This is a genomic window from Micromonospora sp. NPDC049523 (assembly GCF_040676775.1).
In the GTDB taxonomy this organism is placed as follows: domain Bacteria; phylum Actinomycetota; class Actinomycetes; order Mycobacteriales; family Micromonosporaceae; genus Micromonospora_G.
The window spans coordinates 135,368-151,291 of the sequence record NZ_JBFAPP010000006.1 but is presented as its reverse complement, the minus strand read 5'-3'; the positions used below and the strand labels follow the sequence as shown (position 1 = coordinate 151,291).

General features: G+C 72.9%; 12 protein-coding genes. 1 reads left to right on the top strand and 11 read right to left on the bottom strand.

Annotated elements, in window-relative coordinates:
- Nucleotides 1-31 precede the first annotated feature (31 nt).
- From AB0J90_RS11305 to eccD, 8 genes are all read right to left on the bottom strand, one after another.
- A complete protein-coding gene (locus AB0J90_RS11305; RefSeq protein WP_363594644.1) occupies nucleotides 32-370 on the bottom strand; it encodes a hypothetical protein in 339 nt (112 codons plus the stop codon).
- Nucleotides 367-804: a YbaB/EbfC family nucleoid-associated protein gene (locus tag AB0J90_RS11300; RefSeq protein WP_363594642.1), complete on the bottom strand. Its 438-nt coding sequence runs from the start codon at nucleotides 802-804 to the stop codon at nucleotides 367-369. Before AB0J90_RS11300 ends, AB0J90_RS11305 begins: the two co-directional genes overlap by 4 nt.
- A 20-nt stretch (nucleotides 805-824) precedes the next feature.
- Nucleotides 825-3,152, bottom strand: coding sequence for a hypothetical protein (locus AB0J90_RS11295; RefSeq protein ID WP_363594640.1), 2,328 nt, complete (start codon nucleotides 3,150-3,152; stop codon nucleotides 825-827).
- A 91-nt stretch (nucleotides 3,153-3,243) separates the two neighbouring features.
- Nucleotides 3,244-3,567: a hypothetical protein gene (locus AB0J90_RS11290; protein ID WP_363594638.1), complete on the bottom strand. Its 324-nt coding sequence runs from the start codon at nucleotides 3,565-3,567 to the stop codon at nucleotides 3,244-3,246.
- A gap of 81 nt (nucleotides 3,568-3,648) precedes the next feature.
- Entirely contained in the window at nucleotides 3,649-3,945 is a 297-nt protein-coding gene (locus AB0J90_RS11285; protein WP_363594636.1) for a WXG100 family type VII secretion target, read from the bottom strand.
- A gap of 85 nt (nucleotides 3,946-4,030) precedes the next feature.
- A complete protein-coding gene (locus tag AB0J90_RS11280) occupies nucleotides 4,031-4,327 on the bottom strand; it encodes a hypothetical protein (protein WP_326557881.1) in 297 nt (98 codons plus the stop codon).
- A 73-nt stretch (nucleotides 4,328-4,400) separates the two neighbouring features.
- Nucleotides 4,401-5,798, bottom strand: a complete 1,398-nt coding sequence (eccB, locus tag AB0J90_RS11275) for a type VII secretion protein EccB (protein WP_363594634.1) — start codon at nucleotides 5,796-5,798, stop codon at nucleotides 4,401-4,403.
- Between the two features lie 5 nt (nucleotides 5,799-5,803).
- Nucleotides 5,804-7,201 carry a type VII secretion integral membrane protein EccD gene (gene eccD, locus AB0J90_RS11270; protein ID WP_363594632.1) on the bottom strand — a complete coding sequence of 466 codons (1,398 nt, stop codon included), beginning with the start codon at nucleotides 7,199-7,201 and terminating at the stop codon, nucleotides 5,804-5,806.
- Between the two features lie 224 nt (nucleotides 7,202-7,425).
- Between eccD and eccCa the strand changes: the two genes are divergently transcribed.
- Nucleotides 7,426-11,391, top strand: a complete 3,966-nt coding sequence (eccCa, locus tag AB0J90_RS11265) for a type VII secretion protein EccCa (protein WP_363595027.1) — start codon at nucleotides 7,426-7,428, stop codon at nucleotides 11,389-11,391.
- Here eccCa and AB0J90_RS11260 read toward each other — a convergent pair.
- The 3 genes from AB0J90_RS11260 to AB0J90_RS11250 all read right to left on the bottom strand — a co-directional run bounded on the left by AB0J90_RS11260 (nucleotide 11,348) and on the right by AB0J90_RS11250 (nucleotide 15,758).
- Nucleotides 11,348-12,559 carry a S8 family serine peptidase gene (locus AB0J90_RS11260; RefSeq protein WP_363594630.1) on the bottom strand — a complete coding sequence of 404 codons (1,212 nt, stop codon included), beginning with the start codon at nucleotides 12,557-12,559 and terminating at the stop codon, nucleotides 11,348-11,350. The two genes, eccCa and AB0J90_RS11260, sit on opposite strands and share 44 nt — an antisense overlap.
- Nucleotides 12,560-12,584: 25 nt before the next feature.
- Nucleotides 12,585-14,132, bottom strand: coding sequence for a S8 family serine peptidase (locus AB0J90_RS11255; protein WP_363594628.1), 1,548 nt, complete (start codon nucleotides 14,130-14,132; stop codon nucleotides 12,585-12,587).
- A 90-nt stretch (nucleotides 14,133-14,222) separates the two neighbouring features.
- Nucleotides 14,223-15,758 carry a hypothetical protein gene (locus AB0J90_RS11250; protein WP_363594626.1) on the bottom strand — a complete coding sequence of 512 codons (1,536 nt, stop codon included), beginning with the start codon at nucleotides 15,756-15,758 and terminating at the stop codon, nucleotides 14,223-14,225.
- Between the last annotated feature and the right edge of the window lie 166 nt (nucleotides 15,759-15,924).

The window sequence follows — 15,924 nt, the reverse complement described above, 5'->3', positions numbered from 1 at the left end:
CCGTTGTCCCGGGCCCGCCCGACACCCACTGTCAGAGCGACAGGTTCGGTCCGTCGCCCCAGCTACCGGCGGTGTCGACGTTGCCCGCCTCGTACGACTCCAGCAGCACCCGCAGTTCCTCCACCCGCGAGCCGTCGCCCAGGGACAGGTCCCGCAGCCCGGTCAGGACGTAGATCGTCTCGGGCAGGTCCCGGTCGATGTCCTTGACGATCGCCTCGTCCACCTCGCCCCGGACGCTGGGCACCACCGGGGCGTTCGCGGCCCGCTCCGCGTCGAACTCGTCCACCACCCCCTTCATGTGCTCCAGGTAGCTGGCGAACGCCTCGGCCCGCAGCCGGGCGGTGTCGGCGGAAATGACCGGCTCGGTCACCTGCCGGCTCCCGGCTTGGGCTGCTCGGTCGGCTCGTCACCGGGGAACGGCTCGTTCGCGATCCGGATCGCCTCCCGCATCATCTCCTCGAAGTCGACCGTGCCGTTGATCATGTCCAGTGCGGACATGCCGGTCGGCAGTACGGACTGGAACGTCGCCGCCACCGCCGCCTGCGCCTTCGTCCGCGCCTCGGCGATCGTCTCGATCAGCAGGGTGGCCAGTTCGGCCGACGGCATCGTCCGGTACGACCGGGTGAGGAACTTGATGTCGACCAGGTCGCCACGGCTGTCCACGGTGACGGTGATCGCCCGGTTTTTCGACGTGACGGTCGTCTGGGCGCCCGCGAGTTCCTCCTGCACCCCGGCGAGCGCGGCCTGGCTGCGTTCGAGTTCGGCGTACGCCTGCTCGATCTGGTTGTGCAACGGGCTGGACATGGTTGCGGTACTCCTCTCGCTCAGGAACGTCCGCGGGTGGTGCCCCGCGAGGGCCCGTACGGCGACCGGGGGCCGCGCGTCGGTGCCGGCTGCCGGGTCTGGGTCTCGGACTGGTCGTACTCGGAGCTGTCGTCGCGCCCGACAACGGCCGGTGCGCAGTCCGGGTCGGTGCCCCAGACCTCCTCCTCCTCGGCCAGCCAGGTCGTCCGCTCGCGCTCCTTGTTGTCCCCGTTGCCGGGACTGCCCATGCCACCCATGCCGCCCATGGGTGGCATGAACGGCATGCCGCCGATGCCACCCATCGCGCCGTTGGCACCGTTCGCGCCGGCAGCGGGCGGGAGGATCGCACCGGGGAGGTTCTCCAGGCCGTAACCGCCGGCGTTGAAGCCGCCTCCGCCGGGCAGGCCGCCGCCGGCCGTCGCGAGGCCGTTGAGCGCGCCGGCGCCGGCGTATCCGGGAGGTGGGGTGCCGAGCGGTCCGACGACCGAACCCGCCGAGGGGAAGTTGTTGGAACCGAGATTGCCCGGGTCGATCTGGGAGGGGAACTGGCTGCCGGGGTACGAGCCGCCGCCGAGGCTAGGGTCGTCGAGCCCGGGAATGCCCGACCAGCCACCGCTGCCGAGTCCCCCACCGGCGCCTTCCTCCGAGCCGGACCCAGAACCCGAACCGGAGCCACCGGAACCGGAGCTGGAACCGGAACCGAGGCCCAGGCCCGATCCGGGCGGCTTCTGTCCGGCGCCGCCACCGACCGAACCACCGCTGCTGGCACCGCCGGTGAACGAGCCGCCGCTACCCAGGCCGGGAATGGTGATCCCGCCGCCACCGGCTCCGGCGCCCGTACCGCCGGCAGAGCCGCCGCCGATCCCGCCGATCGAGGTGCCACCGCCACCGGGGTTCAGGCCACCGGAGTTCGAGCCGCCGCTGATCCCACCGATCGAGGTCCCGCCGCCAGCGCCCGAGGGGTCCGACCCGCCGGGACCAGCGCCGAGACCGGACGTGTCGATCCCGCCCGGACCGCCGCCGGAGTTGGACCCGGACGCGAACTGGCTGCCACCGACCGACGACGGGTCGAACTCCGAGCCGCCGCCACCGGTGTTGCCGCCGCTGCGGAGACCGGAGGTGTCTATGCCACCCTCGCCGCCTCCCCCACCGCCGCCGTTGTTGCCGAGGCCCGAGGTGTCGATGCCGCCCTCGCCGCCGCCACCGCCACCACCGTTGTTGCCACCGGTGTTGATGCCGAAATTCCCGTCACCGCCGCCCGGCGGTGGGATCTGCGACGGGTCCGGCGGCGGCACGTAGAAGGTGCCCCGGTACAGGTCCGGGATCACCCGTTGCAGCTTGTCCGTGGTGGTGGCGAAGTTGTCCATCAACGCCTTGGTGGCGGCCAGCGACGCCGCGTTCAACGTGTTCAGCTCGTTGATCCACTGGGTCTTGGTGTCCGTGTTGAGCTGCTCCCACGCGGCCGGCTGCATCAGGTCGTACGGTCCGGGCATGCCCTGGTCCGGGAACGCGAAGTTCCACACCTCGTCGTACCCGCCGGTCGTGGTGCCGCCGTTGACGAACCCGGGGAACTTGACCGTACGATCGTAGGCGTCGACCTGCTGCTCCATCGACTGGACGAGCTGCCCGATCAGCCAGTTGGGGTCGTAGAACCGGTACTCCTTGAACGCGGCCCAGGCGTCGACCATGGCGGTCTTGAAGGTGCCGACCGCGTCACCGCTGCCGTTGATGAACTCGATCCAGTCGTCCGGCTCGGTGATGTTCTCCTTCAGGTAGAGCATGGTCCGGTTGATGTCTTCCATGGCGAACATGAACGCGTCGGCGGCCGAACCCTCGAAGCCGTTCGCCTCCTGGTCGATCTCCCCGACCAACGACTGCACCTTCGGCTGGCCCGTGTTCATCAGCCAGTTCGTCACCTCGTAGAACAGGTGCGCGGCGTCGTAGAGACTCTGCGGGTCCAGGAACGCGTTGCTCATGATCCCCGACGTCGTCTCGTCGCTCATCGCGACGAACATCTGGGCCTGCCGGGCCGGCCCGGTTTCCCCACCCTCGTAGAACGAGATCCAGCCACGGATGAGCTGGAAGTTCTCCAACGTGTCGGTGTTGCGCTTGCGGTAGAGGGTGATCCGGTTCCAGCCGGCGTGCGCCGGGTCACCGGGCATCCAGTGGTACCACGGCTGCTGATGGGAGCCCTCGGTGTTGTACCGGATGTCCGCCGAGATCCAGTACGAGGTGTCCAGTTGGACCCATGCGGGGCTGGTGATCCGGGTCGGGTCGACGTCGTCGTCCGCGCCCAGGATGTCCTTCAGCGCCGGCACCCAGTTCATTCCCGGTGATGGCTGGGTCATGGGTCGTCCTCTCCAAGGTCACCGACGCCGGACGGCGGGCCCGGCCACGTGGGCGGGACCGGCCGACCCGGTGCCGGCGGATTCGTACGGGCTAGAAGTTGGGGATCCGGGCGCGGAACTCGGCAACCGTCATGTCGTTGAGCGACTCGACGTCGTCGGTCGTGTCGACGAATCCACGCAGTTGCTGACCTCGGGTGGTGAACAGCAGGCCGAGCTGGTTGAGCCGCTGCTTGACCACACCGCCCTGCTGCTTGATCGCGGCGGAGAGTGCCTGTCCCACCACGAAGTTCTGGTGTCCGGGCTTGATGACCAACGCGTCGATCGGCCCGTTCGCCGCGCCGGGAGCCTCGCCCCCGAGCAGCGTGTTCTCCGCCGCCACCCGGCGCAGGAACGCCTCGTCAACACTGATCGGCATGATCCACCTCCTGGGGGAAGTTCAACATCGACATCCGGCCGGGCGGACGGCCCGCTCCTTGTCCACCCGGCCGCTGGGGGCTCAGATCGCGCCGTCGAACAGGGCCGCGCCCTGGGTGTCCGCGACCTTGTACGTGTCACGGATCTGGTCGATCGCGGACGCACCCGAGTTCAGGGCGGCGTTCATCTGGCCCATGCCCAGGTGCCAGGTGTTCTGTGCCGTCTGGTACGAACTCGCGGTGTTACCCACGTTCGCCGTGATGAACTTGTTGACCACCTGGTCGAGGTCGGCCAGCGCCTGCTCGATCGACCGGGTCACCCCGCGCAGTTCCTCACCGCTGGCCAGCAGGCCGTCCGGGTTGAGGCCGTAGGTCGCCATGCGTCACTCCTCGCTGCTCGTCACAATTGCTCGTCGTCGACAGGGATGCCGGCAGGGCCGCCGGCAGGACGGAACGCCCGACGTATCAGGGCTGGTACCACTTGGCGTGCGAGGCCGATTCCATTTCCGCGTTGCTGGAGACCTGCAGGTGCTGGGTCATCGAGGCGCGAAGCTGCTCCAGGCCGTTGCGTACCTGAGCCAGGCCGCCGCGCCAGTTCTGCAGCTCCTGCATGTAGCGGACCGCCGCCTCGCCGTGCCACGGCGTCGACCCGGAGACCGCGTCGACGCTCCGGTCGGCCGCGTTGCAGTCGGCCATGGCGACCTCGAACGCCGCCAGCAGCTGCCGGATGCTTTCCTCGTCTACCTCGTTCGGCTGGGTCATCACACACGTCCTCTCGTACCGTTCGGTTGGCTGTTGCTGGACTCGGTGCTGCCGGACCGGTTTGCCGTGTCGCTCACCCCCGCGCCCGCTGGGGGTCGAGCAGCGGCCCGGTCGGCAGCAGCTCCAGCAGTGCCGGCGACACCGTCGCCGCGAGCGACGTGGGGTAACCCAGGGCTTCCGCCACCGCCGGGTCGGCGAGCGGATACTTGATCCCCGCGTCGGTGACCACGAAGTAGCTCGTGCCGGGCGCCTGACCGGGCCGGCCCAGCCGGACCAGGCCGCCGACGCCGGCCGTGACCGCCACCGCCGTGGCGGTCCGGGCGGTACGGGTCACCCCCACCCCGTCGCCGCTCACCACCGCGCCGGGCGGCAGCGGTGACTCGGCGGTCAGCCGGACCGCGCCCACGTCGCCGTGGCGTACGCACCACACCCGGCCCGGTCCGGCGGGTGCCACCGCGGGCGGCGATTCCGGCAGGTCACCGGGGAGCACCGGCGCCTTCGACGCAGGCAGTCCGGCCAGCGCCGCGGCGGTCAGCTCGGTCGGTACGACCGGACGCGGCCCGTACGCCCGTGCGGTCTCCGGGTCACTCGACACCACCGCGACCCCGGTCGGGGTGAGCTGGCTCAACCCGTCCCGCTGAAGCAGGTAGTGCCGCTCGGCGGTGCCGGCGATCCGGGCCACGAAGAGCTGACCGACCTGCGTCTGCGTACCGTCGACGACCGGTCCCGGCTCGCCCCGGCCAGGCACCGCCAGCGGTCCGATGTCGGAGCCGGCCGGCAACTGGTCCAGCCAGCCCGGCTCGACCGGCGCGGGTGACCCGTCGTAGCCGAAGACCCGGCTGAGCCAGGTCTGGGTCAGCGCGTACCGGCGGCCCCGCCAGACCAGGAAGGTTTCCCCGCCGGGCGCCTGGGCGACCACGCCCTGGTCCGGGCCGAGCGCCGGGCCGGCCGGGTTCCGGTCGACGGTCAGGGTGGTGGCCGTGGCCAGGGTGCCGGCGGCATCGCGTCCGGCCACCGCGCAGACGGTCCAGTTCGTGCCGGCTAGCGCGGTCGGTGCGGGCAGTGCGTCGGGCGCACCGACGATGCCGACCGACTGTCCCCGCGGGACCGACCGCAGCGACGCCGCGGAAACCGTGGTCATCGCCGGCTTCTTGCCGAACAGCAGCAGGGCTGAGCTGTAGTTGAGCACCGGGCGCAGCCGGCCGTCGACGAGGACGTAACGGCTGCCGGTCTCCTTCTCGACCACCACCGTGCCCGGCTTGCGCCAACTGGTCGCGCCGCCGGGTCGCAGGAAGCCGTAGACGGCGAAACCGGCGACGACCAGCGCGGCGATCAACGTACCGGCGACGGTGCCGACGAGGAGCCGGCGGTGCGGGTTCTCCGCCGCCTCCGGCTCCGCCGCCACCAACGCCGAGGTCAACCGCCCCAACACGTACGACTGGGCCTGCACCTGGTCCCGACGCGACTGCATCCGGCTCAGCCCCCCATCGACCGGGCGTAGCGGTACACGTCGAGCACCGCCAGCAGGACGGGGAACATCGCCACCGTGGCCACGGTCTGGCTCAGGTCGCCGATCCGACCCCAGTACGGCATCATCCGGCGCCCCGGCATGATCCGGGCCACCACCATCAGCAGTACGGTGCCGAGCGGCACCAGCGCGACCGGCACCAGCAGCCGGGGCCACGGCTGCGCGGTGACCGCCGCCTCCAGGGTCACCGCGGCCAGTCCGGCGACCGCCGGGGCGGCCATCGCCAGCCGGTGCCAGCCACTGTTCATCGGCCGGGAGGCCAGCACCCGGACCAGCGTGACGAGCAGCACCAGGGTGATCGACGCCCAGCCGCCCGCCGCACCCACCAGCACCAGGGCGATCCCGACGACGAAGGCCAGCCCGGCGTACAGCCCGGTCATGTAGCGGTCGGCGGCGGCGGTGCGGGCAAGCAGGGGTTCGCTCGGCTCCGGGTCGATCTCCTCCTGCAGGTGCTCGGGCTCGGTCGGCAGCGGTGCCAGCCGCAGACCGGCGAGGCGGAACGCGAGCATCGGGGCGGCGGTGCCGGCCACGGTCGCGGCGACCGCGACCACCGCCGCGGCCCGGTCGGTGGCCAGCGGTACGAACGCGGCCAGCGCGGCACCACCGGCGGCGAACAGTCCGGCGCTCAGCACCCCGGCGAAGAGTGGACCGGCCCAACCGACCAGGGCCAGTCCGATGCTGGCCGCCGCGAGCGCCGCCACCGAGCCGGCGAACAGCTCCGGCCCGGCCAGCCGTACGCCGATGCCGGCGCTGTCGAGGTCCGGCACCAGGCAGCCGGCGAGCCCGGCGTACCCGATCGCGGCGAACGCACAGACCAGGCCGAACACCCGGTCCCCGCCGGCCCTGGTGACCGCGAACGCGGTCACCAGGCAGGCCAGCGCGAGACCGCCCGCGGTCAGTGCCCGGGGTGCCGGCGGGCCGGTCAGCGCCAGCACCGCCAGACCGGTCCCGAACAGGATGGCGAGCAGGCCGAGCGCGGCCCAGCGGATCATCTCCGGACGCCACCGGCCGGCGCGCGACTGCACCCCGGTGGCGACCCCGTCGATCAGGTCGTCGAAGTCGACCGGCGGGATCTGCTCCGACCGGGGCCGGAGGTGGACCACCTCGCCGTCACGCAGGCCGAGCGAGGCGACGGTGCCGTCCTCGTCGAACGGCGGCGACCCGAGCCGCTGCAGCACCCAGCCGCCGTGCAGCAGGCCGGTGTCCGCCAGGTTCTCGCCGAGATGGTGCAGCAGCGCCGGCAGCAGGTCGGCGACCAGCACCTGGGCCGGTACGGCAACCTCGACCTGCCGGTCCGGTCCACACACGACCAACCGACACATCTCTCCACTGGCGACGATGGTCACGCCCTCACTACGGACCGCCCGCGCGTCGGTTCACCACCGATCGAGGTTTTTTCCCGACCGGTTGCCCCGGCGGCCGAGGTTTTTCCTCGACCGGTTGACCCGACACCGGTATCGGGACGTTGTAGGGCGCGCCGGCCCCACGCGCGGGGCCCGACCCACGGACAGGTGATCCAGCGGTGACCACGGTCGTGTTCCGGCGTCCGGCCCGACGCAACGGGCCGGAGATGCCCTCCGGCGAGATCAGCCTCCAGGAGCCGCCCGAGCTGCCCGAGATCCAGGCGGGCGGGCTGCGCGGGGCGATGACGTTCCTGCCGATGATGCTGATGTCCGGGGTGATGATGCTGATGTTCGTCGGCCCGTCCCGGGGCGGGCCGATGACCTGGATGATGGCCGGGCTGCTGGTCGTCGCCATGGGCGGCATGATGATCGGCCAGATGGCGATGAGCGGCGGCGACCGCAAGCGGCGACTTGGCGGCGACCGGCGTGACTACCTGCGCTACCTGGCCCAGAACCGGCGCCGGGTGCGGCGCTACGTGGGACAGCAGCGGGACGCGAGCGCCTGGCGGCACCCGGAGCCGGGCACGCTCTGGTCGGTGGCGATGACCACCCGACGCTGGGAGCGGCGCGGCACCCACCCGGACTTCCTCGAACTGCGGGTGGGCACCGGCCGGCAGCGCCTGGCGACCCGGATCGCCCCGATGCAGACCAAGCCGATCGAGGACCTGGAACCGTTGTCGGCGAAGTCGCTGCGTCGCTTCATCAAGGCGTACAGCACCATCGAGGACCAGCCGGTCGCCCTGTTCCTGCGCGGCTTCGCCCAGATCCGGATCACCGGCGCCGACGACGAGCGCCGCTCGGTGCTCCGCGCCCTGGTCACCCAGCTCGCCACCTTCCACGCCCCGGAGGAGGTGATGATCGCCCTCTGCCTCGGCGGCGAGGGCTTCGCCGCCTGGGAGTGGGCCAAGTGGCTGCCGCACGCGCAGCACCCGGTCGACCAGGACGCCGCCGGTTCGGCCCGGTTGGTCGCGGAGAACATCGAAGAGGTCGAACGACTGCTCGGCGACGCCTTCTCCGCCCGCCCCCGGTACGAGCAGGGCGCCACGCCGAACCGCGACGAACCGTACGTGCTGGTGATCTGCGACGGCGGGCGGATCCCGACCGGTGCCCGGATGGCCTCCGGCGGTTACCGCAACGCGCTGCTGATCGAACTCGGCACCGCACCGCCGGCCACCCCGCGCGAGCTGCTCTGGCTGGACGTGGCCGACGGGCAGGTGGAGATGGTCCGGCACGACGCGGTGGGGCGGGAGACGCGCTCGCCGCTGGCGAAGGCCGACGGGCTGAGCGTGGCCAAGGCGCGTGCGGTGGCCCGGATCCTTTCGCCGTACCGGCTCAGCATCGCCACCGAACCTGCGGCCGAGGCGCTCACCTCCGACTTCGACCTGGCGACCCTGCTCGACATCGGTGACCTGAGCCGGCTCGACGTGTCCCGGATGTGGGCGACCCGGGCACCGGCCGACCGGCTCCGGGTGCCGATCGGCATCGACTCCGACGGGGTCCCGGTGGAGCTGGACATCAAGGAGTCGGCGCTCGGCGGGATGGGCCCGCACGGCATGCTGATCGGCGCCACCGGGTCCGGCAAGAGCGAGTTGCTCCGTACGCTGGTGCTGGCCCTGGCCGCGACGCACTCCTCGGAGACGCTCAACCTGATCCTGGTCGACTTCAAGGGCGGGGCGACCTTCCTCGGGCTGGACCGGCTGCCGCACACCTCCGCCGTGATCACGAACCTGGCCGACGAGGCCGCCCTGGTCAGCCGGATGCGCGACGCGCTGCACGGTGAGCTGGTACGGCGCCAGGAGCTGCTCCGGCAGGCGGGCGGCTTCAGCTCCGCCCTGGACTACGAACGGGCGCGCGCCCAGGGTGCGGGGCTCGACCCGCTGCCCACCCTCTTCGTCGTGGTCGACGAGTTCAGCGAACTGCTCGCCGCGCACCGCGAGTTCATCGACCTGTTCGTCATGATCGGTCGGTTGGGCCGGTCGCTCGCGGTGCACCTGCTGCTGGCCAGCCAGCGCCTGGACGACGGGCGGATCGCCCAGCTCGAATCGCACCTGTCGTACCGGATCGGGCTGCGTACGTTCTCCGCGATGGAGTCCCGCTCGGTGATCGGGGTGCCGGACGCGCACGAACTGCCCGCCCAGCCCGGCAACGGCTACCTGCGTACGCACGTGTCGACGCTGATCCGCTTCAAGGCCGCGTACGTCTCCGGGGCGTACCGGCCCAAGACCGCGCGGGTACGCCAGGAGGTGGTGCAGCAGCAGGTGGTGCCATACCTGCTGGACCACGTGCCGTATCGGGTGCCGGAGGAGAGCGCGGTGACGCCGGACGTGCCGGAGGGGGTCGAGGCGGAGGCGAACACGGCGAGCGTGCTGGCGGTCGTGGTGGACCAGCTCGCCGACCAGGGGCCGCCGGCCCACCAGGTGTGGCTTCCGCCGTTGGGCGCGGCACCCACCCTGGACCAGTTGCTGCCCGCGCTCGCCCCGGACCCGGAGTACGGTCTGCGGGCCCCGGACTGGCCCGGCAACGGCCGCCTCGTGGTGCCGGTCGGTTTTGTCGACAAGCCGTTCGAGCAGGTACGGGAGCTGATGACGGTCGACCTGTCCGGGGTCGGCGGGCACCTGGGCGTGGCCGGTGGTTCGCAGAGCGGCAAGAGCACCCTGCTGCGTACGGTCATCGGCGGCCTGGCGTTGACCCACAGCCCGCGCGAGGTGCAGTTCTACTGCCTGGACTTCGGTGGTGGGGCGCTGGCGTCCATCGCGGACCTGCCGCACGTCGGCAGTGTCGCCAGCCGGCTCGACACCGACCGGGTGAGCCGGACCCTGGCCGAGATCGCCGCGCTGATCGCCGACCGGGAACGGCGGTTCAGCACCCTCGGGGTGGACAGCATGGCGACCTACCGGCAGCGGCGCGCCGACGGCACGATCACCGACGACCCGTACGGCGACGTGTTCCTGGTGGTGGACGGCTGGTTCACGCTGCGGCAGGAGTTCGAGGCGGGTGAGGCCGCGATCCGTCAGGTCGTCGCCCGGGGCCTGAACTTCGGCGTACACCTGCTGCTGACCACGGCCCGCTGGTCGGAGGTGCACCACGGGATGCGCGACCAGATCGGCACCCGGCTGGAACTGCGCCTCGGTGACCCGGTCGACTCCGCGATCGACCTGCGGCTGGCGGCGACGGTGCCGCACACTCCCGGTCGGGGTCTGACCGCGCAGAAGACGCACTTCCTCGGTGGGCTGCCCCGCATCGACGGGCTGGCCGACCCGAACACGGTCGCCGAGGGTGCCCGGGGGCTGGCCGCCATGGTGGGTGACTTCTGGGACGGCCCGGGCGCCCCGGCCGTGCGTACGCTGCCGGCGGTGCTGCCCGCGGGCGACCTGCCGGCACCCGACGGCGACCTGCGGGTGGCGTTGGGGTTGGACGAGGAGCGGATGCGGCCGGTCTGGCACAACTTCGAGGAGGTGCCGCACCTGACCGCGCTCGGTGACACCGAGAGCGGCAAGACCGCCCTGCTGCGTCACCTCGCGGAGGCGGTGACCCGCCGGTTCACGCCGAAGGAGGCGCGGATCATGGTGGTCGACTTCCGCCGTCAGCTATTCGAGTCGATCCCGGAGGAGTACCGACTGGGCTACTCCGTATCCCCGGACTCGACCAAGGAGGCGGTCGCGCAGGCCGTCGAGGGGCTGCGCAGCCGGGTGCCGGGGGCGGACATCACCCCCGAGCGGCTGCGCCGCCGCGACTGGTGGGCGGGTCCGCGCCTGTTCGTGCTGGTCGACGACTACGACCTGCTCAGCGGGCACGACAGCCCGCTGCAACCGCTGATACCGTTCCTGCCGCAGGGCACCGACATCGGTTTCCACCTGGTGCTGACCCGAGGTGCGGCCGGGGTGATGCGGATGTCGATGGACCCGCTGATCCGGCGGTTGCAGGAGACGAACAGCCCGGACGTGGCGCTGTCCTGCCCGGCCTCCGAGGGGCCGCTGCTCGGCAACACGAAGCCGCGCATCCTGCCGCCGGGGCGGGCACTTCTGTGCACCCGTCGGGGCAGCCGGCTGATCCAGACCGCCTGGGTGGAGCCGCCGGCCGGGCAGGCGGTCAGCGTACCCGCCAGCGACGCCGACGCCCGGCCCGGATCGTGACCGCGGCGGCCAGGGCGAGCACCGTACCGACACCGACGGCCGCGCCGACCAGACCGGCGCGGCCGACCGCCGGGTCCGCCGGGGGCACGGCCGGCAGCACCGCCGGTGCCGGCCGGGCCTCGACCGGGCGCGCGGCCTGGCCGGGGTCGACCACGGAAACCGCCGCGTACGGGTCGAGCACGCCGGCCCCGACCGCCGGGGTACGCGCCGCGCCGGGCGGGTGCTCGGCGGTCAACTCCAGCCGGGCACGGATCTCGGCGGCGCTGAGCGCGGGCCGGTACGACCGGACCAGTGCCGCCGCCCCCGCCACGTACGCGGCCGCCACGGCGGCGCCACCGACCCGGTAGTGCCCGGCGCCGGTCGGCCCGACGCTGACCGCCGCCACGGCCGGCGCCACCAGGTCCACTCCGGACTCCTCGACGACCGGCTCGGTCGGCTTGCCGTCGGTGTCGATCCCGCCGACGGCGACGACCTGCGGGAAGCCGGCCGGGTACCAGACCACGGGTGCGCCGGCCTGGCCCGCTCCCCGCTGGTCGCTGACCGCCGCGACCAGGACGATGTCGCGGGCCACCGCCTCGTCGACCGCGGCCCGCAGGTTGGCGTCGGCGACCTCGACCCCGGTGCCCACCAGGATCACGTCGGCACCCAGGCTCACCGCGGCCCGGATGCCGTCGGCCAGGTACTTCGGCTGCAACCGGCCCTGACCGTCGACGATCCGCACCGGCAGCACGGACGCGGCCGGCGCCAGCCCGACCACACCGGTTCCGGTGACCGGGCGCGCGGCCACGATCCCGGCGAGTGCGGTGCCCCGTCCCCGGCAGTCCCGGTCGGCCCCACCTCCGGCCACCACGTCCCGGCCGGGCAGCACCACGCCGGTCAGACCCATCGCCGCGGCGCTGACCCCTGTGTCGACCACCGCCACCGTCACGCCCCCGCCCCGGCTCAACGGCCATACCGCCTGCGGCGCCAGCCGGGCCACCGGCCACGGCACCCCGGCGAACGGGACCGGCGACGGTCCGATGCAGTCGTCGGTCACCGTCGGCAGGGTCGGCGGCTCACCGTCGGCGGCGTACCCGGCCCCTGCCGGCAGGCCGAGCACCAGCAGGACCGTGCAGGTCACCGACCCGAACAGCCGGCCCACCGTCCGCTCCCGGACACGCACCGCCATGACAGCTCCTTCGGGTCTGTTCGCCCTACGGCTGGGATCCGGCGGCGCCGGAGCCGGACGGGACGTCGACCGGGTCGCCGGTGCCGGTGGTGCGTCCGGTGGTCACGGCGGTGCGCCGTGCTCGCCAGGTCAGCATCCCGGCGGCACCGGCCAGCAGCAGCACCAGGACCACCACCACGCTCGCCCGGATCGGCCCCGGACCCCGATCGTCGGGCGCCGCCGCGGCGGGCCGCCCCTCCTCCGCCAGTACGGCGGTGACGGCGGCACCCGGATCGACCATTCCCCAGCCGGTGCCGGGATCGGGCTCGGTCGCCCCGCCCCGCTGGGCGGTGGTCCTGATCCGGTGGGCCACCTGCGCGGCGCTCAGGTTCGGGAAGGCGGACCGGACCAGCGCCGCGGTGCCGGCCACCAACGCGACCGCGTACGGGGTGCCGCTGCCGGCGCCCGTCCCGCCGGCCGGGTCGACGCCCGGGGCGAGGACCTGCACCGTACCCGGCCGGTAGCCGGTGGCCGGTTGTCCGTCGGCGCCCGTCCCGCCGACCCGCAGCAGCGCGGTTTCCGGTCCGCTCGGCGACTCGGCGGTGGCCCCGTCGCCGACCGCCGCCCCGGCCACCACCACGACGCCGTGCCCCAGGGCGGAGTCGACAGCCGCCGCCACCACCGGGTCGTCGAGGGCGACATGGCCGCCGAGGGCGATCACACCCGCTCCGGCCGACACCGCCACCTGGATCCCGGTCTCGACGTCGGTCGAGCGCGCCTGTCGTGTCGTGGTGACCACCCGGACCGGCAGCACGGTGGCCGCCGGGGCCATGCCGTTCCCGCCCGCCCCGGCGGCGCCGCGTCCGGCGATGATGCCGGCCATCGCAGTGCCCGAGCCGAGACAGTCCACGTCACCCCGGGCGCTGCCGGCGGTGATGTCGACACCTACCGCCACCCGGCCGGTCAACCCGGCGCGTACACCGTCCACGCCGGAGTCCAGCACGGCGACCATCACACCGTCGCCCTCGGTACGGGCCCACGCCGGGCCGGGATCCAGCCGCAGTTCGGTACGGGCGGCGCTGATCGGTGCGGTGGTCACCGGGCATTGCCCGGCCTCGGTCGTGGTGCCGCCGACCGGTGTGCCGCCGACCGGTGGCAATGTCACCGACGAACCGGCCGACGCATCCGGTGGCGATCCCGTTCCCGGCCCGGCACCGGGCCCGGCTCCGAGCTGGGATGCCGAGAGCAGGCCGTAGCGGACGCCGTCCCCGGACGCGTCCCAGGGCAGGACGATCAACCATCCTGCGGTCAGTGGGCCTGGCTCGGTGAGCATGCCGCCGTCGGCCTGCCGCCGCCCCGCATTGAGGTCGAAGATGTCGTCGGCCCGTTCGGTGGTGCCGAGGAACCGGAACGCGATCCGCTCCAGCGTCTCCGCCGCACCCTGGTACGACGACGTCACCACGTAGTACTTGAGGTAGCCCTCCCCCGGAGCGGCGGGCGCCGCCAGCGCCTGTGCCGGCAGTGCCAGCACCACCGCGACCCCGAGGACGAGGGACCACCATCGCCGCACCGAAGACCGCCGCTGCACCGCCACCGGCACTCTCCTTCGCCTCGGGCCCGATCGTCCGCCGCACCGTGCGCCGTCCGGCGCCCGCCCGCACTACGGCAGCGCGGGCGCTCCGGTTCAATCCCGTTCGCCGGGCACCGGCGTCACCACCGCCGTCCCGGAGGCCGACACCGTGCTGGTCGACACCGTGCCGGTCGACACCGTGCCGGTCGACACCGTGCCGGTCGACACCGTGCCGGTCGACGCCGCGCCGGTCGACGCCGGTGTCACCTCGGGACCGACGGGCGTCGACGCCGCCGGGCTCTCGATGGCCAACATGGACCACCGGGAGCGAAGCACCTTCCCGACCAGCACCGGCACGATCCGCCCGCCGCTGGCAGCCAGCATCCCCCGGGCGGCCAGCAGGTCCGCGCCGCGCAACCCGCCGCTGACCACGACGCCCGGCCCGTCGTCGTCCTGCGGGATCGTGGGAAAGGCCTCGACCTGTCGACAGCCGGCCGGTACGTCGTCGCCGAGCACCCGGCCGACCACGGTGACGCCGATCCCCGCGGCCCGCAACTGCCCCACGATTCCGAGCGCCTGCCGCTTGCATGCCTGCGCGGACCCGGTGATGGTCAGCAGGTCCGGTGTCCGGGTCAGGTCCACCCAGAGCCAACGCTGTCCCTGCCGCCCCAGCACCACGGGCATGGAAGCGCCGGGCAACCGCTCACCGTCAGGCAGCCAGGCGTACGCCCCGACGCCGCCCACCCGGCCGGAACCGGTCAACCGGACCTCGATGCGGTCCGGCCCCTGCCCCAACTCGGCCCGCAGCTCCACCGGGCCACCCACCACGACCGAACCTGCCGCCTCCCCTTCCGCTTCCTTCTCCTTCTCCGCTTCCGCTCCCGTCACGGCTTCCGCTTCCGCTCTCACTCCGGCGTCGTCTTCGTTTTCCGCTCCCGCCGCAGCGTCCTTCCCCGCTTTCGGTGCCGCTGCGGCTTCCGGTCCCGGTCCCGGTTCCGGTTCCAGTGCCGGTTCCGGTTCCAGTGCCGGTCCCGGTCCCAGTGCCGGTCCCGGTCCCAGTGCCGGTCCCGGTTCCGGTTCGGGTGCCGGCGGCGTGACCGCGGTGCTTGGCGCGGTGGCCGGGGAACGGCGCCGCTGCCGGATCACGGCGAGCGCGACCGCGAGAAGCAGCACCATCAGCCCGAACGCACCGAGCCGGAGCAGGTAGCCCCCGACATCCGTACGGGACCGGTCGCCGACCGCCTCCGGGGCCGGTACCTCCACCGGTGCCGACGTACCGCCCGGGACCTGGGCCGGTACGTCAGGAGGGCTGCCCAGTTGCACGCCGGCCCCCTGGGCGTCCGGTGGCAACAGCAGGATCCACCCAGGCCGCAGGTCGAGCGGATCGGTCAACCGTCCCCCGTCCGGCTGTGGCCGGTCCCGGTTCAGCTCGACGATCTCCCGGAACCGGTTGCCGTCGCCGAGGGTTTGCACCGCGATCCCGTACAGGTACTCCTTCTGCCCGTTCACTCCGGGCCCGACCACGTAATACCGCCCGCTCGGCTCACCCGCCGGAGTCGGCTCGGCCGCGACAACCGCCGCGTACGCCCTCGGGTCTGCGGCTGGACCCGGGATCGCGAGCTGCGCCACCAGCACAACACCGACGAGCACAGCGGCTGTACGAAACGATGCCCACAGTCCGGCGCCACCGCCCATCCTGGTCCTCTCCTCACCGAGCCGCCCCGCCCCGCCCCGGCTGCACTCGCTGTCGGCGCCCGACCGGGGACGGTTCCCCCTACTACGTACGCGGGGAGCGTCGGTTCACCCGTCGGACCGA

Excerpts from the sequence above, each read along its gene's own strand:
- AB0J90_RS11300 (WP_363594642.1), bottom strand. The coding sequence starts at position 804 with ATGTCCAGCCCGTTGCACAACCAGATCGAGCAGGCGTACGCCGAACTC.
- AB0J90_RS11295 (WP_363594640.1), bottom strand. The coding sequence starts at position 3,152 with ATGACCCAGCCATCACCGGGAATGAACTGGGTGCCGGCGCTGAAGGAC.
- AB0J90_RS11290 (WP_363594638.1), bottom strand. The coding sequence starts at position 3,567 with ATGCCGATCAGTGTTGACGAGGCGTTCCTGCGCCGGGTGGCGGCGGAG.
- AB0J90_RS11285 (WP_363594636.1), bottom strand. The coding sequence starts at position 3,945 with ATGGCGACCTACGGCCTCAACCCGGACGGCCTGCTGGCCAGCGGTGAG.
- AB0J90_RS11280 (WP_326557881.1), bottom strand. The coding sequence starts at position 4,327 with ATGACCCAGCCGAACGAGGTAGACGAGGAAAGCATCCGGCAGCTGCTG.
- eccB (WP_363594634.1), bottom strand. The coding sequence starts at position 5,798 with ATGCAGTCGCGTCGGGACCAGGTGCAGGCCCAGTCGTACGTGTTGGGG.
- eccCa (WP_363595027.1), top strand. The coding sequence starts at position 7,426 with ATGCCCTCCGGCGAGATCAGCCTCCAGGAGCCGCCCGAGCTGCCCGAG.
- AB0J90_RS11260 (WP_363594630.1), bottom strand. The coding sequence starts at position 12,559 with ATGGCGGTGCGTGTCCGGGAGCGGACGGTGGGCCGGCTGTTCGGGTCG.